Source organism: Pectobacterium araliae (genome assembly GCF_037076465.1).
GTDB classification, from domain to species: domain Bacteria; phylum Pseudomonadota; class Gammaproteobacteria; order Enterobacterales; family Enterobacteriaceae; genus Pectobacterium; species Pectobacterium araliae.
Genome location: NZ_AP028908.1, coordinates 3065335 through 3086595, shown reverse-complemented (window position 1 = coordinate 3086595; position 21261 = coordinate 3065335). Strand labels below are relative to the sequence as shown.

Below are 21261 nucleotides of genomic sequence, written 5' to 3'. Positions count from 1 at the left end.
ATACCCTTCCTGTGTGGAGATAGGGTACAACAACATTATGGCGTGTTGATGACGATAAAATCTAATTCATAGACAGACTTACCATTGTCATATTATGGGCGTAAAGGCAACATATGCTACCCGCAATACGTTAGCAACACGACTCTGCGGCTTCATTTTAACGGCGAGAATAATGGTCAAAGCAGGCAGCACATTACAGTATCGAGATCGCCGACGAGCGTGGGTAGATCGTTTGGTTCACCGCATTGTTGCGGGCAGCGGGCTGCTGGTGTTAGCTATGCTGTTGTTAATCTTCTTCTATCTACTATACGTGGTGATCCCACTGTTCCTTTCCCCTTCGGTCAACGGGCAAAAAACGGTTCAACGCCACAGTGCGGAACCGTCGCTGGCACTGGGGCTCAGTGATAATGGGCAAATCGGGTTTCGTATCGACGCTCAGGGGTATGGCGAATTTATTCCGTTTGCAGAAAATCAGCCTATGTTGCGTATTCAACTGGTTCCTGCGCTGAGCTTGTTGGCGCAAAGTCAGGGCGAGCGACAGATTTATGCCTTGAGCCAACCTGATGGCCGTTTGCTTTTTGTTCAGCCTGCATTGTCGCGGACGGAAAACCGTCCTCCTGCCTGGGTGTATCCGCTGGGTGAACAGACGTATTCTCTTGGGCTACCCGTACAGCCGTTGCGTCATTTGGCGATAGCGGCTGTAGGTGAAAAACAGGTTGTTGTCGCTGCGATTGGGCAGGAAAATGCGCTGATTATTGCCAATATTGATGAAAACGGCGTGCGGAAACGGGCACCTATTCCGCTTCCAACCGGTACAATCAGCCAACTACTGCTGACGCCAGACGGACAGCAAGTGTATTTGCTCAGCGGCAACACATTAACATTGTGGCAGGTGGATACGAATGCACTGACGCTGCGGGAAGAACGGCAATTGCAACTGGCGGAACCCCTGCATCTGGCGTTGTTGTCCGGCGGGCGCTCATTGTTGGTGCAGGCCGCTGACGGGCGAATTAGCCAATGGTTTGACGTCCCAAGTGAAAAGGGCGCCAGATTGACGGAAACGCGTCAGTTTCCGCACGTTACAGGGGCGTCGGTACTGCTGGCAACGGAAGCGCAGCGGCGGGTTTTTGCCACGTTGAACGCTCAGGGAGAACTGTCGCTGTTTGCCAGTAAACAATCGCATGCGCTGCTGACGCAGATATTACCCACTCAAGCGTTGGGGATGGCATTTTCGCCGCGAGGTTCTGCCCTGCTGATTGAAACGGCACAGGGTTGGCATCGCTATCAGGTTGATAATCCGTATCCCGATATTGGCTGGCGCGGGCTGTGGCAAAAGCTGTGGTATGAGAACTACCCGGAACCGGCTTATATCTGGCAATCCACGTCTGCGGATGACAGCTATCAGGCAAAATTCAGCATGATGCCGCTGATGCTGGGCACCATGAAAGCGGCGATTTATGCCATGTTGTTTGCCACGCCGCTGGCACTATCCGCCGCGATTTATACCGCCTGCTTTATGTCGCCGACACTACGACGCTGGATTAAACCCACGCTGGAGATCATGGGCGCACTGCCGACAGTCGTCGTCGGCCTGATTGCGGCCATCTGGTTGGCACCGCACTTTGCGACGTATTTGTCCGCTATTCTGGTCATGCCGGTGTTATGGATACTGGCCGTGCTCGGCTGCGGCTGGTTAATTGAGTGCCTGCCGACACGCTGGCGTACCCGTTTCCCTGTGGGCTGGGACGTGCTATTTCTCATTCCCGCCATTTTATTAACATTCGTGGTTGGCTGCTGGGTCGCACCACATATCGAAATAGCGCTACTGGGGCAGCCGCTGTACCAATGGTTGGGTGACGATTTTGCTCAACGTAATACGCTGGTGGCGGGCGTTGCCCTTGGTTTTGCGTTGATTCCGTTGATTTTTTCGCTGGCAGAAGATGCTCTTTTCAGCGTGCCGACGCGTTTAAGTCAGGGATCGTTAGCACTGGGTGCGACAGCGTGGCAAACCTTGTGGCGCGTTGTATTGCCGTCCGCCAGCGCCGGAATTTTTGCCGCGCTGATGTTAAGTTTTGGTCGCGCCGTGGGGGAAACCATGATCGTACTGATGGCGACGGGCAATACCCCGATTATGGATGAAAGTCTGCTTCAGGGCTTACGTTCGCTGGCAGCGAATATTGCTATTGAAATGCCGGAAGCCGTAACGAACAGCGGCCACTATCGGGTGCTGTTTTTAACGGCACTCACGCTGTTTGTATTCACATTCATCGTGAATACGCTGGCTGAAACTATCCGGCAGCGTTTGCGCCAACGTTACCGTGATGAAGGAGAAAACGCGTGAAGCGCTGGTTCCGTTCAGGAAGACCGTGGGTGTGGCTGACGGCATCATCAATTTCTATCAGCCTGTTGGCCATGTTGGCGATTATCGTGCTGTTGGCTGGGCAGGGGATGCGTTATCTGTGGCCGCAGCCCGTCTGGCTACTGACGTTACAGCCTGAACAGGGGGGGCAACGTATGTTGATGGGAGAAATTTATGCCAAGCAGACGCTGTCGCCTCCACAGTTGCAACAGGCTAATTTAGCGCCGTCGTCTGGGAAGGAAGAAACCCGCTATTTGATCAAAATTGGCCAGCGTGAAATTCATGGGCAAAGCTTTCGCACGCTGCTGTCCCGCGACATTGTTCGCGTTGATAAGCCTGCTGACATTCTGGTGTTAAAGCGAACCAATAATGGCACCGCCTACGGTTATCTGGCTGGGATGCTGGAGGGAGAACAACTGCTAGTGGCGACGGATCTCCCCGCAACCCTACAGCATCGCGTTGAGCAGGTGCAGGGATTGCTTGCGAAGACGCAGGCCATCCGCATGGGCGAGATGGCAAAGATCAACCAGCAGTTTGAGGCGCTACGGCTGGAAGAGAAAAAACGACAACTGGCAAAGACGCTGGACAATCAGACATTGGCTCGTCTTCAGGCAGAACGTATCGAACTGCAACGCCGCTTTGATGAGCTATCGCGCCAGTTAACCGTACTCAATCTGGACATTAATCGCGATACCGTGCAGTTACGGGATGCGAACGGTAGCGTCCATCTTATCCCGCTCAGAGACATTGAGCAGGTCTGGTATCCCAATGCCATGAACCTGTGGGAAAAAGTCCGCCACTGGGGCGAGCAGGCGAAATATATGCTGGTGCACTACTCACCGGACAGTAACAACGCGGGGCAACTTTTTCCTGCCATTTTTGGCACGGTATTGATGGTGGTGCTGATGTCCATTGTCGTGATGCCGTTGGGAGTGGTTGCTGCGGTTTATCTGCATGAATATGCAGGGAAAAATAGCTTAACGCGTTGGGTGCGGATTGCGGTAGTCAATCTGGCTGGTGTGCCATCAATTGTTTACGGTGTATTCGGATTAGGTTTTTTTGTTTATCTCATCGGCGGCACGCTGGATCAGCTGTTCAATTCTGAAGCGTTGCCAAACCCAACGTTTGGTACGCCGGGGCTGCTGTGGGCGTCACTGACGCTGGCATTGCTAACGTTGCCCGTGGTGATTGTGGCGACGGAGGAAGGGTTGTCACGGATTCCGCAGTCTGTGCGCCACGGTTCGTTAGCGCTGGGGGCAACCAAAGCTGAAACGCTGTGGCACGTTGTCTTGCCGATGGCGGTTCCCGCAATGATGACGGGGTTGATCCTCGCGGTGGCGCGTGCCGCAGGGGAAACCGCGCCACTGATGTTGGTCGGCGTGGTAAAGTCGGTGCCCGTCTTACCGGTTGATGACATTTTCCCTTATCTGCATCTTGAGCGAAAATTTATGCATCTAGGGTTCCAAATCTACGATCTGGCGTTCCAAAGCCCGGATGTGGAAGCGGCAAGACCGCTGGTGTACATCACCGCGCTGCTGCTGGTATTGATTGTTGTCGGGTTGAACCTTGCGGCGATTGGGATTCGCCATGTTTTGCGTGAGAAATACCGTTCGTTATCACTCTGAAAGTAGGATGAAGTTATGGGATTTATGACACAAAAGGAGATGGCACTGCTGCCTGATGTTCATCAACTGAGTGATGAGCAGACGACGTTAACCGTGGAACATCTGAATCTGTACTACGGCAATAAACAGGCATTGAATGATATTTCGATTCGCATTCCGAAGAATCAGGTCACGGCGCTGATCGGGCCGTCTGGCTGTGGAAAATCTACCCTGTTACGCTGTTTTAATCGGATGAACGATCTGGTGGATGACTGCCGTACCGAAGGCGATATCAGGCTGAACGGTATGCCAATTAACGATCCTCAACTGGATGTTGCCGTGTTACGTCGCCGCATCGGCATGGTCTTTCAGCGCCCCAATCCGTTTCCCAAGTCGATCTATGAAAATGTCATTTATGGCCTGAGATTGCAAGGGTTGCGCGATCGTCGCTTATTGGATGATGCCGTCGAGCGTGCGTTGCGGGCAGCGGCACTATGGCATGAGGTAAAGGATCGGCTGAGTGACAACGCGCTGACGCTATCCAGCGGACAGCAGCAGCGTTTGGTGATTGCTCGTGCTATCGCCATTGAACCAGAAGTGTTGCTGTTGGATGAACCGACCTCTGCACTTGATCCGATTTCGACGCTGATTGTTGAAGAACTGATGGGAACGCTAAAGCAGCATTTTACGTTGGTGTTAGTGACGCACAATATGCAGCAGGCGGCTCGCGTATCAGATTACACCGCGTTTATCAATCAGGGTAAGTTAATTGAATACAACCGCACGGACGATTTATTTACCTCGCCAATGCAGCGTCGCACAGAAGACTATATTACCGGACGGTTTGGTTAGATTATTATTTAAATAACGCAATATCATTACCGTGCATATAATTTGTGATGCCTCTAATTAGTAGAATGTGTATTTCTCAATGAAGGCTCCGATGACTTTTTCATGTAACTCAACAGAGCGAGATAAACAGATAGTGTGGCGAGCCAGACGCTCGATGCGGGTTCTCAACGTCAGGTCGGGTGTGCCATATCTGCATGCGCAACCGGAGATGATGTTATTCGCTTTGGCGCGAGTTGTTGCCGTTTCACCAGCCCAGCCTTTACGCCGTAATTCATCTTCCAGCCAATGTTCGTCTCGCTCCGGCACCTTGTTTACGCTCTCTGGTAGGTTAGGGGGCTTACAGCAGATCGCGCAGGCTGTAAACAATGGCGGAAATAGCGATCAGTCCCATCAGGGTAACAAAGACGTTGCTGATGTGGCCGCTGTATTTCTTCATCGCTGGGACTTTCTGGATGGCGTACATCGGCATCAGGAACAGCAGGCAGGCGATAACCGGGCCACCCAACGTTTCGATCATACCCAGAATACTGGGGTTTTTCGTTGCGACAATCCAGGTGGTGATCAGCATGAACAGCGCAGTGATGCGGTTCAACGTGGTATTGGAAATGGTTTTTCCTCTGCTACGTAGGGTTTTCACGATCATGCCGTTAAAACCTTCGCCAGCGCCAAGATAGTGACCCAGGAACGATTTAGAGATCGCGATGGTAGCAATAATCGGAGCCAAATAGCCGATTACCGGGTTGTTAAAATGGTTCGCCAGATAGGATAAAATAGAAATATTCTGTGTTTTCGCTTCCATCAACTCAGCTGGAGAAAGACTTAATACGCAGCTGAAAACAAAGAACATCACCGTTATCACCATCATGATGTGGCTATAAGACAGGATGCGTGAACATTTTTTCTCTGCGTCATCGCCATATTCTTTACGCTTGGCAACCGCGAAAGAGGAGATGATTGGCGAGTGGTTGAAAGAGAAAACCATCACCGGAATAGCCAGCCATAATGTTGCTAACAGACCGTTGTCCGTTACGCTGGAACTCAAAGCGATGTTTTCAAAAACAGAGGTATTCCAGTTCGGAACTAAATAAAGCGCCAGTAGCATCAGCACGGCAACAAAAGGATAAACCAGAATGCTCATGGCCTTGACGATCATCGTCTCACCGAAGCGAACAATAAACATCAACCCAAGGATCAATATTAATGACAGTACGGCACGCGGTGGAGAAGGTAAATGCAATTGGTGAGTAATAAAGCTATCAACCGTATTGGTGATGGCAACGCTATAAACTAATAGGATCGGATAAATAGCGAAAAAATAGAGCAAAGTGATTAATTTACCTGCACCAACGCCGAAATGTTCTTCAACGACTTCGGTTATATCTTCGCCACCTTTCTTGCCGGATAATACAAAGCGGCATAAGGCACGGTGAGAATAATATGTCATCGGGAAGGCAATCAGTGCCATGATAATTAACGGAATTAACCCACCAATACCCGCATTGATAGGTAAGAATAATACGCCAGCGCCGATAGCCGTGCCATAGAGACCCAGCATCCAGACGGTGTCGCTTTTACGCCATCCTGAAGCCGGTTCTAACACCTGGCTGCTATCTTGAATGGTGCTCATATACTGATTCTCCTCGGTGAGCATATTAATACCTTGTTACAAAGGTATTGCCACATGATGTGGATTATAAAAATTACAGTATCGGCAAGCTGCCGTTACGGAGTTTAAAAAACGAACGAGACATAGTGCTAATTATGTCAGCAGGCCAATGTTGTTTTGTGGCGGCATTCTATATCGTGGCGGTCAGCGAATAATATTGAAGCGTTCACAGAAATGAATTGACGGGGAGTATTTTAATAAATTATCGAGGAAATTAAAATATCAATGTTGATACTTTATTTTAAATATTTTTAACGGCTCGTTATTGATGATTTATTTAATTACTGAATGGTGAAAAGTGAACAATATATGAAAAAATGGCAGCTGAAATAATAAACGCAAATTTTCTGATGTCACGCGTAATGATGTTTTTTTTCTTTTGCGGACGCATCGACAGTGCCGTTTCTGTTGTTGTATCGCATCACAACCTGATGCATTGTTATTCGATGATGTTACCCGACAGATTGCAGCCTGCCGGATAACGCTCACCGATCGTCAGGCAGTGAGTTTTTCTTCTGCCCACGCCAAGCCGCTGTGGTATTCCTCTGGTAATAGCGGCGCCAGCGATTGCAGCGTGTGCCGCAATTGTGCGATGTCCGACGACGGCAAATTGAGGTGTCCAACTTTGCGGCCAGGACGAACGTCTTTCTCATACCAGTGCAGATGTACTAGCGGTAGCGCCAGCCAGTCGATATTCACGTCAGTGCCGATCAGGTTGACCATCACCGACGGTGTTTCGACAACCGGTACCGGCAGCGGCAGGTCCAGAATAGCGCGCAGGTGCAGCTCGAACTGGCCGATCGACGCGCCATTTTGCGTCCAGTGCCCGCTATTGTGTACGCGTGGAGCCAACTCGTTAATGAGCAGGTGGTCGCCGACGATAAAGCATTCCATCGCCATCACACCCACATAACCCAGTGCATTCATTATTGCAGACAGCATCTGTTCAGCCTGCTGCTGCAACTGCGGATCGGGCTGAGGGAAAGCCACGCTGGTACGTAGAATGCCATCCTGATGCAGGTTATGAGTGAGCGGGTAGAACACGCACTTGCCATGCGTATTGCGGGCACCCACCAGCGAGACTTCGCCGGAAAAATTAATGCCTTGCTCAACGATGCACTCGCCGTAGCAGTCAGCAGGCAGCGTCAGCTGTTCGCCGTCACGCAAGCGCCATTGTCCACGGCCGTCGTAACCGCCGACGCGACGTTTAACAATAGCGAGTTCACCTAATGAGGCGAAGACGTGTGGCCATTCATCGGCACTAGCCAGCAGTTGCCAAGGCGCGGTTGCCAGATTCAGCGAGTCCAGCAGCTGCTTTTGCGTCAGGCGATCGGCCAGACGTGGGAAAATGTCGCGGTTCGCAAACGCCGTGTGCCCGGCTAACTCACGGGTGAGGGCGGTTTCCGGCCAACGTTCGATCTCGGCGGTAATGACACTGTTATGAAACGGAACCGATTCCGGCTCTGCATCCAGCCCCACTGGATAAACCGCAATGCCTAGCGGTTCGCCAGCCTGACGCAGCATTCTGCCCAATTGACCATTGCCTAATACGCAGACCGGTTTCATGCCTCCTCCCGCGGATCGGGATGAGAGAGCACATCATCAGTTTGCGCCTGACGCCAGTCGGCCAGTCGGCCAGCGATGCCATTATCATGCAGAGCGAGAATTTGTGCGGCCAGCAGAGCCGCATTCGCCGCGCCCGCTTTGCCAATGGCCAATGTGCCGACCGGGATACCTCGCGGCATTTGGACGATGGAATACAGGCTGTCTACACCGCTCAGCGTTGAACTTTGTACTGGTACGCCAAGCACCGGAACCAGCGTTTTTGCTGCCAGCATACCCGGTAGGTGTGCTGCGCCGCCTGCGCCTGCGATAATCACATCAAAACCATTTTTTGCCGCCTGCTCAGCGAAGCTGAACAGCTTATCTGGCGTCCGGTGTGCGGAAACGACTTCGGTATGAAAAGGAATGCTCAGCGTGGTGAGGATTTCCGCAGCAAACTGCATAGTGGCCCAGTCACTCTTTGAACCCATGACGATGGCAATTTTAGCCGGGGCAACGTTGGATGACATGCCTGTGACGCTCCTGTGATTGTGCGTGTTCGTGACGATTTTGCGTCGGCCAGACAGAGAGGGTCTGGCGTTGAGGGCGTAGAGCATATCACGCCATTATGGCGAGGAAAACGGTTGCGTATGCGGAGATGCTAAGGGGACTAGATCAAGAACCGTTAAATCAATGGCAGGAAACGCATTAAAATGGGAAGGAAATCAGTTCGATATTTTGTGGTGTGACCTTAATCATCGACCCTTCTTTATGCCAGGCACCGAGAACGGCACGACGACCAAAAGATTCACCGAGATCGACCTGATGAATGGCCGGACGGTGAGTGTGACCGTGGATCATCGTTTCCACCTGATAATGTCGCAAGCGTTCAAGTACAGCGCCGTGATTCACATCCATAATCTGCTGCGACTTATTTTGATTTTCGTGCTGGCTGGTGGCCCGCATCTTCGCCGCAATTTTCATACGTAATGACAACGGTAATAGCAGGAAGAGTCGCTGAATAACTGGGTTGTGTACCCGACGGCGGAATTGCTGGTAATGCCGATCGTCAGTGCACAACGTATCACCGTGCAGAATGAGAATCTTTTGGCCGTAGAGATCAAGCACGGTTTCCGTCGGCAGCAGCGTCATTCCGCTTTGTTTGGCGAAACGTTTACCGATCAAAAAATCACGATTACCGTGCACGAAATAACAGGGAATACCGCGCTCATGTAAGGCATACAGTTCAGCGGCGATGGTCACGTGCAGCGGTTGCGGATCATCGTCACCAATCCAGGCGTCGAACAGATCACCCAGAATGTACAACGCATCGGCATGAATCGCATCATGGCGTAAAAAACGCAGAAAACCGGCGGTAATCGCCGGTTCATGAAAGCTTAAATGCAGATCGGCAATGAACAGCGTTGCCATGCAGGTCGGATTATTCGCTGATCGTTACGTGGGTAATCACCACGTCTTCTTTCGGTACGTCCTGATGCATGCCGCTGCGACCCGTTGCCACGCCTTTGATTTTATCAACAACGTCTATGCCGTCGGTCACTTCAGCGAAAACGCAGTAGCCCCAGCCATCGGCACGTTCTGAACGGAAGTTCAGGAAATCGTTATCAACGAGGTTGATAAAGAACTGGGCAGTCGCAGAGTGCGGATCGTTAGTACGAGCCATTGCCAGCGTGCCACGCGTATTTTTCAGGCCATTGTTGGCTTCATTTTTGATTGTCGCGTTGGTTTCTTTTTGATCCATACCGGGAGCGAAGCCACCGCCTTGAATCATAAAACCATTAATGACACGGTGAAAAATCGTGTTGTCATAAAAACCGCTGCGGCAGTAGTTCAGGAAATTTTCTACGGTAACTGGCGCTTTGTCTGCAAACGTATTAATAACGATATCGCCGTGATTGGTATGAAGCGTAATCATAATAATGAACCCTAGATAGCCTTAGTGATTAAGAGTGCTGTCCACAAAAGGCGGTGAACAAACAAGAGCGCTGTTATAGCATAACTGGTCGATTGAGTCAGTATTTCGCGCTTGCGGCGTGTTTGTTGGCGACGGGGGGATTGAAAAGTCGTGTGCTACTCTGATTTAGGCAACCGTAGGTAAGGGAGCGCGGTGGCGACTAAGTATACATTGATGAACACATTAATTATGTAATGTGGATTTTAAAAGCAAATAAATTGATTAATTAATGAATTCATAGTTAATTTATTTGAATGAGATTTTTATTGCCCCAGATCAAGGTTTTGCATAGTCAACGTATTCTTTTTTTTCGACTCAGATTAATCTGAGAGTAACTCTTATTTTCCCAAATAACTCTAAAGAGATAGGTGAACTATGCTGGGTATTCTGGATGGTGTTAATCGTTTATTAGACAAACCGGATTTTGGTAAGCTGTTTCTGCGCGTATCTTTCAGCGTTTTGATGCTGTTCCACGGTTGGCACAAAGTGCACGGCGGGATTGGTGCTATTGAAGGTATGCTTGCTGGTGCAGGGCTTCCTGCTTTCATTGGCTACGGCGTCTATGTCGGCGAAGTCATTACCCCGCTTCTGATGATTCTTGGGATTTTTACACGTCCTGCCGCGCTGATTTTCTCTTTCACGATGGTGGTGGCGACGTTACTGGTTCACCCGGATGGTTTTGTCACGCTGGCAAAATCCGGTGCCTGGGGTGTTGAAGGCACGGCCGTGTTCTTCTTTGCGGGTATCGCGATTGCCTTGCTGGGTAGTGGTAAATATTCTGTGATGTCGAATCCACGTTGGCGCTGATTGTTTTTTGTTAGCCGCGTATTTTTCATCAATAACACCGATTGTGTGAAATGGCCCGGATCTTCCGGGCCATTTCATTTTTATCCTTTCTCGCTTATTCCCTCTTCTTAACCTTGCAATACAGTGGGGTTCAGGTTTCAATACGCCGTTAGGGTGTAAACCCTGAATACATTGATGTTACTAGCGCTAGCCGCGACGGTAATTGACCTATCGAGTGAACACGATTTTTTCTTGTGAAGACCATTTTTTGTGAAAACCATTTTTTTATAAAAACACTGGAACGCCCCGATGCTAAAGATTTTTAATACGCTGAGTCGCCAAAAAGAGGAATTTAAACCTATCCACGCCGGGCAGGTGGGAATGTATGTGTGTGGCATCACCGTTTATGACCTGTGTCATATCGGTCACGGGCGTACTTTCGTGGCGTTTGATGTGGTGGCGCGGTATTTGCGGTATCTGGGATATTCACTGAAGTATGTGCGTAATATCACCGATATTGATGACAAAATTATTAAGCGTGCGATCGAAAATGGGGAAACCAGCGACCAACTGACGACTCGTATGATCGCAGAAATGCACGCTGATTTTGATGCCTTGAATATTCTGCGCCCGGATGCCGAGCCACGTGCGACGCACCATATTGCTGACATCATCGAAATGGTGGAAACACTGATTGCCCGCCGTCATGCCTATGTGGCGAGTAATGGCGATGTGATGTTCTCCGTTGATACTGCTTCGGGTTATGGTGTGCTGTCGCGTCAGGATCTGGATCAGTTGCAGGCTGGTGCGCGCGTTGAAATTACCGAGGTGAAGCGTAATCCGATGGACTTCGTGCTGTGGAAAATGTCCAAGCCGGGTGAGCCTCACTGGCCTTCTCCGTGGGGAGAAGGGCGTCCTGGTTGGCATATCGAATGTTCTGCCATGAACTGCAAGCAGCTCGGTGAACACTTTGATATTCACGGCGGTGGTTCAGATTTGATGTTCCCGCACCACGAAAACGAGATTGCACAATCCAGCTGCGCGCACGATGGTCCGTATGTGAATTACTGGATGCATTCCGGTATGGTGATGGTTGACCGCGAAAAGATGTCAAAATCACTCAACAATTTCTTCACCGTGCGCGATGTGTTGGCGTATTACGACCCGGAAACTGTGCGTTATTTCCTGATGTCAGGCCACTATCGTAGCCAACTGAACTACAGCGAAGATAATCTGAAACAGTCGCGTGCGGCGTTGGAGCGCCTGTATACCGCGTTGCGCGGCATGGATCTCAGCGTTGCGGCGCACGGTGGTGATGAATTTGAAGCCCGTTTCCGCGAAGCAATGGATGACGATTTCAACACGCCTGAAGCCTACTCCGTGCTGTTTGACATGGCGCGTGAAGTTAACCGCCTGAAAACGGAAGATGTGCAGGCGGCGAACCAGCTGGCATCGGCACTGCGTAAACTGTCTGGAGTGCTTGGCCTGTTGGAACAAGATCCTGAGCAGTTCCTGCAAAATGGTGCGCAGGTGGATAACGATGAAGTGAAAGAAATCGAAGCGTTAATCCAGCAGCGTAAAGATGCACGCGTGGCGAAAGACTGGGCGCTGGCCGATCAGGCACGCGATCGGTTAAACGAAATGGGAATTGTGCTGGAAGATGGCCCACAGGGAACGATTTGGCGCCGTAAGTAATCTTTTCTCTCAGCCAACACACTTTCAGTCAACAAAAAGCCCGCAGAGTATAAATCGCGGGCTTTTTTTCGGCATCATCGACGTGGTAAGGATTACTCGGCGATGGTTACCTTCTCGCCATTGAACTGAACGGTTTGCCCGGCGACGATTTTGCAGCGCTTGCGCGTTTCCGTCTGGCCGTCAACGGTCACGTTGCCTGCGGCGATAGCCAGTTTGGCTGTTGCGCCACTTTCACTCCAACCCAGCAATTTTAAGAGATCGCACAGTTCAACGTGCGGATGTTTTTCAAGATTAAAGGTTGCCATAAATTCCTGCTTATCGGTGTTTGGCTCGCCAATCATTCGGCGTGGTCATGATACTCTTCGCACGCCTGTAGCGTGTTTTGAATCAGAGTGGCAACGGTCATCGGGCCGACGCCGCCCGGTACGGGGCTGATGTAAGACGCGTTTTCCTGTGCCGTTTCAAATTCCACATCGCCAACCACTTTACCACTTTCCAGACGGTTGATACCCACGTCCAGCACGATGGCGCCCGGTTTGATCCATTCGCCAGGGATGAAGCCCGGCTTGCCCACGGCGACAACCAATAGGTCGGCGTTCTCAACATGGTGGCGCAGATTTTTGGTAAAACGATGCGTAACGGTGGTGGTACAACCCGCCAGCAACAGTTCCAGACTCATCGGACGGCCAACAATATTGGACGCGCCGACCACAACGGCATTCAGCCCGAAGGTGTCTATATTGTAACGCTCCAGCAGCGTGATGATGCCGCGTGGCGTACAGGCGCGCAGCAGTGGAGCGCGTTGGCACAGACGACCCACGTTGTAAGGGTGGAAGCCATCAACATCTTTACTTGGAGCGATACGTTCAATCACCTTTGTATTATCGATACCTTCAGGCAGCGGAAGCTGAACCAGAATACCGTCAATCGTCTGGTCGGCGTTGAGCTGATCGATCACCGCCAACAGCTCTGATTCCGTGGTGGTGATGGGTAAATCATAAGAGCGGGAGATAAAACCGACTTCTTCACATACCTTACGCTTGCTGGCGACATAGATTTGTGACGCTGGATTATCGCCGACCAGTACAACAGCCAGACCCGGCGCGCGTTTTCCTTCAGCTAAACGCTGCGTGACTCGTGCGGCAACTTCGTCTTTGACCTGCTGCGCAATCGTTTTACCATCAATAATCTTTGCTGCCATCTGAGATGAGACCCATCAATTTGAAATAGGGGGGATGGCCGCTATTTTGTCAGAACCTGCGTGTGCTGTCAGGTATTGCATCAATATTAATTATTTCTATACCCGTCATTCCTCACGTTGGCTGCGTGACTCGAATTATTTAGGGCATATGCGCCTATTGATCTCGCTATTCACTGATCTCGAACCGATTTTTACCGCTATGTTTGGCACGATACAATGCGGCATCGGCAATATCGACAACGGATGCCGCTGTTGGTGGTGGGTTATCGACGCAGAATACATAGACACCAGCGCTAATGGTGACGATTTTCTCTGGGAACAGCGTCATTTCATGTGGGATTTTTTCCGCGCGTACTAAATCCAGAGCACGCTGAGCAAGCGTAGTGGCACCTTGCTTGTCGGTATCGGTTATGATGATGGCGAACTCTTCACCGCCATAGCGGGCGACTAAATCTTCTTTACGTCTTGGCATATTACCCAGAATGTTACCAATCTTGCGCAGGCACTCATCGCCGGCCACATGCCCATAGTGATCGTTATATTTCTTGAAGGCGTCGACATCCATCATGATCAGCGCCATGCACTGCCGTGTTTCTGCAACCTGCATTAAGGTCTGTTGCAAGAAAATGTCGAACTGACGGCGGTTGGCTAAGCCCGTCAAGCCATCGAACAATGCCAGCGTTTGCAAGGTGTGGTTAACCGACGTCAGCTCATCACGCACGATGGTTAAATCGATCTGATTTTTTAAATTCATGCGAATCTGCCGCAGTACGATCAGGCCGAGCAGGGTAATAGTGAACAACAGAATGAGCGTAATGACACCGTAGACCAGACTGTCCGTTCGCCATTTACTGAGAACCAATTCAAGATCGAAACCCGCGGCGATGACGATGGGGTAACGCTTTAATTTTGTGTAACCGTAAATCCGCTCGATGTGGTCGAGCGTAGAGATAAACGTCGCCGTTCCGCTTTCGGACTGTTTCAAGTGTTCTGAAAACAGCGGGCCGTTGGACACATTACGGTTAATGTACGAATCGTCGTAAGGGCGGCCGTACAGGATTCGTCCATCAGAAAGCAGAATGGCGAGTACGTCCATATTCCCCATGGAGTAGTAGCCATAATACTGTTTGAAATAGTTCAACGAGAGGGTAGCGAGCAGCACGCCGTTAAAGCTGCCATCCTGCTTATTGATACGCATGGAGACTGGAATGATCAAATCACCGGTGGAGCGGCTTTGAATCACGCTGCCGATGTGCAAGTCTTTGCTGACATTGCTCTGATGATATTTGAAATACTCTCTGTCAGCGTTGTTAGCCTGTGCGGGTTTAGCGACCCCGGAATTGACCAGCCACTCGCCTTTTTCATCATAGATAAAGATACCGTGTAGCTGTGGCAGCGTGGCTTTTCTGTTTTTTAAAATATCGCCGAGCCTGATTATTTGTGCGGGTGATAAGCCATCTTTGTCGATACGCTCTTGTAAATCCTGTAACAGGATGTCGACTTGTAAAAAAGTATCTTCTGCATGGCGTGCCAACGACAACGACAGATTTTTGGCGTTTCGTTCAGTGGAATCAATAAGCTGTTGGTGAGAATTGAATACCGCCCATCCGTTCAGCGCCACGACAGTGGTGATGATGAAAAGCATAAATACAATCATCAATTTTTGCAGTGGCATCTGGTAGTGGCTGGCTCTGTCGCGCGTGCTGACCTTCATTGTCCTTCCCATCCTTAGCCAGAGAGATGACTGAGGATAAGTGTAGACGTTCCTGCCATTTGCGCTGCCGTTGATGACATTAGCGGTAGTAACTCCAATCGTATTGTTCACCTATTTCTACTAATTGGACGCATCACCGATTACTGACTGAAAACGTGTGCAGCACCAGTCACGCTTAGGCTAACCTGTTGGCCGAGGGTGAAAGCGGCGTGGCTGACGGTTTTCAGTTCAATGACATCGGCTTCTGCGTTGTGGATGCAGAGCGTCAGCGTAGAGACAAAGCCGGAAAACTCGACGTTACGGATGGTGGCGCGAATGGGCGTCGTGCCCGTTGTTTCGGTATCCTGAAGCGTTATCTGCTCCGGCCTGAGCATGATTCTTGCCCGACCGCTTACGGCTGGATGATCCACCGTGATGCGCCCAAGCAGGCAATCAGCCTGACCGTTGTCAATCTGTGCGTCGAGAATCAGCGTTTCACCGAGAAAGGTGGCGATGTCTTCACTATTGGGCTGGTGGTAGAGCGTCCATGGCGAACCCGATTGCGACAGCTGACCGTCGCGCATCACGACGACCCGATCGGCAAAAGACAGCGCTTCCCCCTGATCGTGGGTCACCAGAATCGACGCTACGTTAGCCTGCTGCAAGACGTCCATCACCGTTTTACGGGTGGCGGCACGCAGTCCGGTATCCAGGGCGGAAAACGGTTCATCCAGCAGCATCAATGCAGGGCGCTGCGCCAGTGCGCGAGCCAGTGCGACACGCTGCTGTTGACCACCGGAAATTTCGTGCGGCGAGTGCCGCTGTAAATGTGTGGGAAGGGAAACCAGCGCCATCAGCTCATCTACGCGTTTTTGTTTTTCCGCTTTTGTGCCTTTTAGCCCAAAGGCGATGTTGTCTGCGATACAGAGATGCGGGAACAGCGCGCCGTCCTGCGGAACGTAGCCGATTCCGCGCTGATGGCCAGGAATGGACAGCCCGTTATCGCAGAGCGTTTGCCCGTTTAGCGTAATAACGCCAGTATCTGGCTTTTCGAACCCGGCGATCAGGCGCAGCAGGGTGGTCTTTCCTGAACCGGACGGGCCGACAATCGCCGTGCGGCGGCTATTTTCTAACGTTAAACGAATGTCAGACAGCACGGTGCGTCCGTTGAAGCTTTTACTGACGCGATGAAGTTCCAACATGATTACAGCCCCGCCATTTTTTGTGATTGCGTGTAGAGAAACCAGGTCCACGGTAGTGACAGTAAGATCAGAATAAGTGCATAGGGTGCCGCCGCAGGATAATCGATCTCACTGGTGAGCGCCCAAAATCCGGTCGCCAGCGTGCGTGTGCCGTTCGGTGCCAGCAACAGCGTGGCGGTTAACTCATTGACGATCGCCAGAAACACGAGCGTTGCCCCCGTCGCGACGCCGGGCGCAGCCAGCCGGATGGTCACGGTCATTAACGTCCGCAAAGGGGAGCGACCCAGGCTGGCAGCAACCTGTTCCAACTCTACTGGTGCCTGTGCGATGCCAGCGCGCAGATTAACCATCGCCCGTGGCATGAACATCAACAGATAAGCTAACAGCACGGTAAACTCGGTCTGATAGAGCGGCCTGGTGATGTGAATGGTGGTGGTCACCAGCGCCAGTGCGACGACGATGCCTGGCAGAGAACTGGTAATGTAATTGCATCCTTCCAAAAATCGATACAGGCGATTGGGGTGACGAATGGTCAGCCAGGCCATCGGGATCGTCGCCAGCGTCGTGAGTGCAGCACCGCCCAGCGCCAGCGTCATGGTCTGCCTAAAGGCATCAAACAGTTCACGGCGTAGCCACACTTCCCAGCCGCCAAACCCTAGCCAGCGAAATAGTGTAATAAAAGGTACGCCGAGCGTTAGCAGCACGAGCGTTGTCAGCAACAGTAGCGCCAGCGCGAGAGAACGCGGCGACAAAGGTATCGGTGTAACAACCTGCGGCGCGCCAGACCCCACATGCGCATAGCGCGTGACACCTCGCATGCGGGCATCCGCACACAGCAGAAACAGACACAGCAACGCCAGCACGCCGGCTAGCATGTTGGCCGCCGGACCATTAAACGTTGACTGAAACTGATCGAAAATTGCGGTAGTAAAGGTATCGAAGCGGATCATCGCGAACAGGCCATACTCCGCCAGCAGGTGCAGGGCAATCAGCAGCAGCCCGCCGCCAATAGCCAGTTTTAGCTGCGGCAACACCACGCGGAAAAATACGGTAACGGGAGGCACGCCCAGTGTGGCGGCGACATCTTCCAGCGCCGGGTTAAGACGCCGTAGCATCGCGGCGCAGGGTAAATAAATAAACGGTAAGTAAGCGACGACGGATAAAAATACGCCAGCCGGAAGGCCATGCAGGCTGGGCGCAGCGCTGATCCAGGCGTAGCTTTGTACGAACGCGGGGATCGCCAGCGGGGCAGTGAGCAGCAGTGACCACAGGCGTCGGGCAGGCAGAGTAGTCCGTTCCGTCAGCCAGGCCAACAGTACGCCCAGCACCGTACAAATCGGTAGCGTCAGGACAACCAGCAGTACGGTATTTGCCAGGAGTTCGCCGACGCGTGGACGGAATAACAGAGCACGAGCCGTTTCCCAGCCGGTATCAATACTGACGCCAATCACAAAGCCCAGCGGAACGAAGCCCAATAGGGATAACACTAAAGCGACGATCGTGAGCACCGCGACAGGTTTACGTAATGGCGGAGAGGATGCGGGAAAGGTGGTTATTTTGCTGTAGCTAACGTTTGTCATACTGCCTGTAGTTGCCTCGTCAGGACGATATTCTTAGACGGTAAAATCGCGTTGAGCGGCCATTCTCGTGATGATTCGTCAGGGCTAAACGCCCTGACGAAGGCGCTATCATTACAATCTGCGTATTACCATCAATCCGTTACAACAGGCCTGCCTGCGTCATCAGATCCACGACTTTCTTACTGTTGAGCCTGGCGGCATCAACTTTCGGTGCATCCAGATCTTTCAGCGGAACCAGTTTGTCATTTGAGGCCGCGTTGACGCCAACGGCATATTCAAACGCATCGTTGGTACGCAAGATTTCCTGACCAGATTTACCCGTGATCCACTGAATGAAAGCTTGCGCCTCTTTGGCGTGCTTGCTGGAGGCCAGTACGCCGCCGCCGGAAATACTGACGAACGCGCCCGGATCTTTATGCTTGAAGTAGTACAGCTTCGTGTTGTTACTGTTTTCACCAGTTTTAGCCTGATCGACAAAACGGTAATAGTGATAGATCACGCCGCTATCAATCTGACCTGCATTCACCGCTTTCATCACCGTGCTGTTGCCTTTGTAGGCAGTGAAGTTCTCTTTCATGCCCTTCAACCATTCTTGCGTGGCTTTTTCGCCTTTCAGCTCCAGATAGGCGCTGACGATGGCCTGAAAATCTGCACCCGATGGCGACGCTGCCCAGCGACCTTTCCATTCTGGCTTCGCCAGATCGGCTAAGGATTTTGGCAGCTGCGCGTCGGTAAATTTGGTTGGGTTATAGACAAATACGGTGGATCGCGCGGCAATACCGATCCAGCGTCCGTGGGACGGGCGATAGTCAGGCGCGACCTGCGCAAGGGTCGCTTTATCCAACGGAGCAAAGAGATCGGCATTATCGACCAGCACCATCGACGGTGAGTTTTCGGTCAGAAACACGTCGGCAGGAGACGATTTCCCTTCCTGCACCAGTTGGTTGCCTAATTCGGTGTCGCTGCCGCTGCGCAACGTCACCTTGATACCCGTTTCTTTGGTGAAACCATCTACCCACGATTTTACAAGGTTTTCATGTTGGGCATTGTAAATCACAATCCCTTCATCGTTTTCTGCTGCATTTGCCGATGCGCTGAGAGTCAGGCCGGAAGCCAATAAAACGGCAGAACTCAGTAATCCAAAACCAAGCTTCATAGTATTTACCCTTATCAATACCCGTTATGTTTGAATATTGCTGGCCGACATTGACTCCCCGTATCACATTATTTTAGTGACACAGACAGGGATGTAGCGGCAGTCGAAAATGGATTCTACATATCGATAATAATAATGATAGTTATTATTATTTCTCTTTCTTAAGGTTAAATTAAGGTTTCGGTGAATGTGATATTTTTCCCATTACTTTATTCCAGCATGTGTCGTGGTGTGGAAGGGGATAAAGCCGTCGTTAAAAATGGGCTGGTGTCGCGGTGAAATTTATTTCATCGAATATGAGATATAACACCATGATTTACAGCAACAAATATTGGTTCGTCGTCTATATTTACTATGCAGGCTGTGAGTAGCGATACAACAAATACACCGTATCTCTTCGGTGTCACGTGCGCTTGTCTGCAATTTGGGGCTAATTGACCGACAGAAAAGTGACACAGCAACTGATATTCGGGGGATGGGATAATGGATGTAGATACGCGGATGATTGAGCTTATTGTTAAATCTGGCGAAACACGTTCCTGCGCAATGGAAGCACTCAGATCCGCCCGCCGAGGCGAGTGGGAACACGTCGATGAACTATTAAAAATGGCGGCGGTAGCGCTAAACCGAGCGCAGTTGATCCAGACCGAATTTATTGGCCACCAGAGTAAGGAAAAAACCAACCTTGAACTCATCGTGGTGCACGCACAGGATCACCTGATGAATGCGATGTTGTGCCGTGAGCTGGCTGAGGAAATTATTGAACTCAGGAAAGAGGTCTCAGGCGTTAATATGCACACGCGTTAGCCACATCGTTGAGCAAAGGGAAAAGCCATTCAGTCTTCACGCTGAGTGGCTTTACATAGATATCATCCATGAGTGTGTATAATAGCTAAAAAAAGATATGGTAGCCGTACGTATCGCGCCAGAAATGAGCATGGCGGTGGTCGGTTCTCCGAACTATTTTGCACGTAATCCTGCGCCCACAACGCCATAAGATTTACAGCAGCATCGCTGTATTAACATGCGTCTGCCAACAATGGGCGGTATCTACGCATGGGAATTCGAAAAAAACGGACGAGAAATCAAGGTGCGTGTTGAAGGGCCGTTGACGATGAATAGCCTGCGCCAGCGGGTCGATGCCGCGCAAATCGGGCTAGGCGTGGCCTACGTACCGGAAGATTCGGTGCAGGATGCTATCGCCAGTGGACGCCTGATTCGGGTGCTGACGGAATGGTGCCCGCCGTTTCCGGGTTACTATCTGTATTATCGGGATCGACTCGGTACTGATAGAACAGGTCAGTAGTGTCTGTTTTCAGGCGTTTTAGCGAAGCATCGGCAACGGCTTTAATGTGCTCTGATAATAATGAATGGTCTTTAATTGAGCTATTATGACGGAAGTTCTTGAGCACGACGTTGGCAGAGGCTCGATTACCGATGACAATGCTCGCTTAGAATACAAAATCAAAAGTTTCGTAATACATGCTACGGCGATGAGGAATACGTGGAGAATTGAAACGAGTAGCGATCATTTTCAATGATGAACGCTATTTTTTTGCTTTATTGATGAGGGCATTTTTTATTTTTTTGAATCATCGGCACGATAAAAACATGCTATTACGTTAATGCCTTGATTGCTCACACTGATTTTTTAACCTCACCGTTTCCGCTGGCGGTAAAGGTGCTGTCATCATTAAACGGTACTTCATGCATGCCGGCGTTTCATCCGTGGGGGATTTTTTCGTACTGGATGAACAGGCGATAACTAACAGCGCCACCGACGCAATCAATAGCTGATGGATAGTGGCCTGATAATTTTTCATAAACTCTCCGTTTAATTTTTTTCTCGGTCAGCGCTCAACGGTTTTTGAACGCCATCACCCCGGCATTACGTCCAAACCGCGTGCGGTGAGACTCCTGTTATCGAGCCTCTACTTCCCCACATTCGGG

General features: G+C 50.9%; 17 protein-coding genes and 2 pseudogenes. 7 read left to right on the top strand and 12 right to left on the bottom strand.

From position 1 onward, the window contains the following. Positions 1–172 precede the first annotated feature (172 nt). From AACH44_RS14050 to pstB, 3 genes are read left to right on the top strand one after another with little or no spacing between them, the layout of a single operon-like run. Positions 173–2341 carry an ABC transporter permease subunit gene (locus AACH44_RS14050; protein ID WP_338659299.1) on the top strand — a complete coding sequence of 723 codons (2169 nt, stop codon included), beginning with the start codon at positions 173–175 and terminating at the stop codon, positions 2339–2341. Next, on the top strand, positions 2338–3984 hold the full coding sequence (gene pstA / locus AACH44_RS14045; protein WP_338659298.1) for a phosphate ABC transporter permease PstA: 1647 nt from the start codon (positions 2338–2340) through the stop codon (positions 3982–3984). The genes AACH44_RS14050 and pstA overlap by 4 nt, the downstream gene beginning before the upstream one ends. A gap of 15 nt (positions 3985–3999) precedes the next feature. Further along, positions 4000–4815 carry a phosphate ABC transporter ATP-binding protein PstB gene (gene pstB, locus AACH44_RS14040; RefSeq protein WP_261850052.1) on the top strand — a complete coding sequence of 272 codons (816 nt, stop codon included), beginning with the start codon at positions 4000–4002 and terminating at the stop codon, positions 4813–4815. Between the two features lie 57 nt (positions 4816–4872). Here the strand turns inward: pstB and AACH44_RS14035 are convergent. From AACH44_RS14035 to ppiB, 6 genes and pseudogenes are all read right to left on the bottom strand, one after another. Then, positions 4873–4992, bottom strand: a pseudogene (locus AACH44_RS14035) (IS1 family transposase); the annotation flags it as partial. A 160-nt stretch (positions 4993–5152) separates the two neighbouring features. Next, positions 5153–6442, bottom strand: a complete 1290-nt coding sequence (locus AACH44_RS14030) for an HAAAP family serine/threonine permease (protein WP_261850051.1) — start codon at positions 6440–6442, stop codon at positions 5153–5155. A gap of 534 nt (positions 6443–6976) precedes the next feature. Next, positions 6977–8047: a 5-(carboxyamino)imidazole ribonucleotide synthase gene (gene purK, locus AACH44_RS14025; RefSeq protein WP_261850050.1), complete on the bottom strand. Its 1071-nt coding sequence runs from the start codon at positions 8045–8047 to the stop codon at positions 6977–6979. Beyond that, complete coding sequence (gene purE, locus AACH44_RS14020) at positions 8044–8553, bottom strand: 5-(carboxyamino)imidazole ribonucleotide mutase (protein ID WP_261850049.1); 510 nt, start codon at positions 8551–8553, stop codon at positions 8044–8046. Before purE ends, purK begins: the two co-directional genes overlap by 4 nt. 178 nt (positions 8554–8731) lie before the next feature. Next, a complete protein-coding gene (lpxH, locus tag AACH44_RS14015) occupies positions 8732–9454 on the bottom strand; it encodes a UDP-2,3-diacylglucosamine diphosphatase (RefSeq protein ID WP_261850048.1) in 723 nt (240 codons plus the stop codon). Between the two features lie 10 nt (positions 9455–9464). Beyond that, positions 9465–9959 carry a peptidylprolyl isomerase B gene (ppiB, locus tag AACH44_RS14010; protein WP_338659297.1) on the bottom strand — a complete coding sequence of 165 codons (495 nt, stop codon included), beginning with the start codon at positions 9957–9959 and terminating at the stop codon, positions 9465–9467. A gap of 414 nt (positions 9960–10373) precedes the next feature. Here ppiB and AACH44_RS14005 point away from each other — a divergent pair, with 414 nt between their 5' ends. After that, positions 10374–10805 (top strand): DoxX family protein, encoded by a 432-nt coding sequence (locus AACH44_RS14005; protein WP_261850046.1) that lies wholly within the window; start codon positions 10374–10376, stop codon positions 10803–10805. Positions 10806–11093: 288 nt separating this feature from the next. Next, entirely contained in the window at positions 11094–12479 is a 1386-nt protein-coding gene (gene cysS / locus AACH44_RS14000; RefSeq protein ID WP_261850045.1) for a cysteine--tRNA ligase, read from the top strand. 92 nt (positions 12480–12571) lie between these two features. On the opposite strand, the gene ybcJ is transcribed toward cysS, so the two are convergent. The 6 genes from ybcJ to AACH44_RS13970 all read right to left on the bottom strand — a co-directional run bounded on the left by ybcJ (position 12572) and on the right by AACH44_RS13970 (position 19311). Next, positions 12572–12784, bottom strand: coding sequence for a ribosome-associated protein YbcJ (ybcJ, locus tag AACH44_RS13995; protein ID WP_261850059.1), 213 nt, complete (start codon positions 12782–12784; stop codon positions 12572–12574). Between the two features lie 32 nt (positions 12785–12816). Beyond that, positions 12817–13680 carry a bifunctional methylenetetrahydrofolate dehydrogenase/methenyltetrahydrofolate cyclohydrolase FolD gene (folD, locus tag AACH44_RS13990; RefSeq protein ID WP_261850044.1) on the bottom strand — a complete coding sequence of 288 codons (864 nt, stop codon included), beginning with the start codon at positions 13678–13680 and terminating at the stop codon, positions 12817–12819. A gap of 166 nt (positions 13681–13846) precedes the next feature. Beyond that, the gene (locus AACH44_RS13985; protein ID WP_261850043.1) at positions 13847–15394 is read right to left on the bottom strand and encodes a sensor domain-containing diguanylate cyclase; all 1548 of its coding nucleotides are present in this window, start codon (positions 15392–15394) and stop codon (positions 13847–13849) included. A 140-nt stretch (positions 15395–15534) separates the two neighbouring features. Continuing rightward, positions 15535–16575, bottom strand: coding sequence for an ABC transporter ATP-binding protein (locus tag AACH44_RS13980; protein WP_261850042.1), 1041 nt, complete (start codon positions 16573–16575; stop codon positions 15535–15537). Between the two features lie 2 nt (positions 16576–16577). Beyond that, positions 16578–18155 carry an ABC transporter permease gene (locus tag AACH44_RS13975; RefSeq protein WP_261850041.1) on the bottom strand — a complete coding sequence of 526 codons (1578 nt, stop codon included), beginning with the start codon at positions 18153–18155 and terminating at the stop codon, positions 16578–16580. 139 nt (positions 18156–18294) lie between these two features. Continuing rightward, positions 18295–19311 (bottom strand): iron ABC transporter substrate-binding protein, encoded by a 1017-nt coding sequence (locus AACH44_RS13970; protein ID WP_338659296.1) that lies wholly within the window; start codon positions 19309–19311, stop codon positions 18295–18297. A 483-nt stretch (positions 19312–19794) separates the two neighbouring features. Here AACH44_RS13970 and AACH44_RS13965 point away from each other — a divergent pair, with 483 nt between their 5' ends. After that, a complete protein-coding gene (locus AACH44_RS13965; RefSeq protein WP_261850039.1) occupies positions 19795–20118 on the top strand; it encodes a PTS lactose/cellobiose transporter subunit IIA in 324 nt (107 codons plus the stop codon). A 91-nt stretch (positions 20119–20209) separates the two neighbouring features. Beyond that, a pseudogene (locus AACH44_RS13960) lies at positions 20210–20617 on the top strand (LysR substrate-binding domain-containing protein); the annotation flags it as partial. Between the last annotated feature and the right edge of the window lie 644 nt (positions 20618–21261).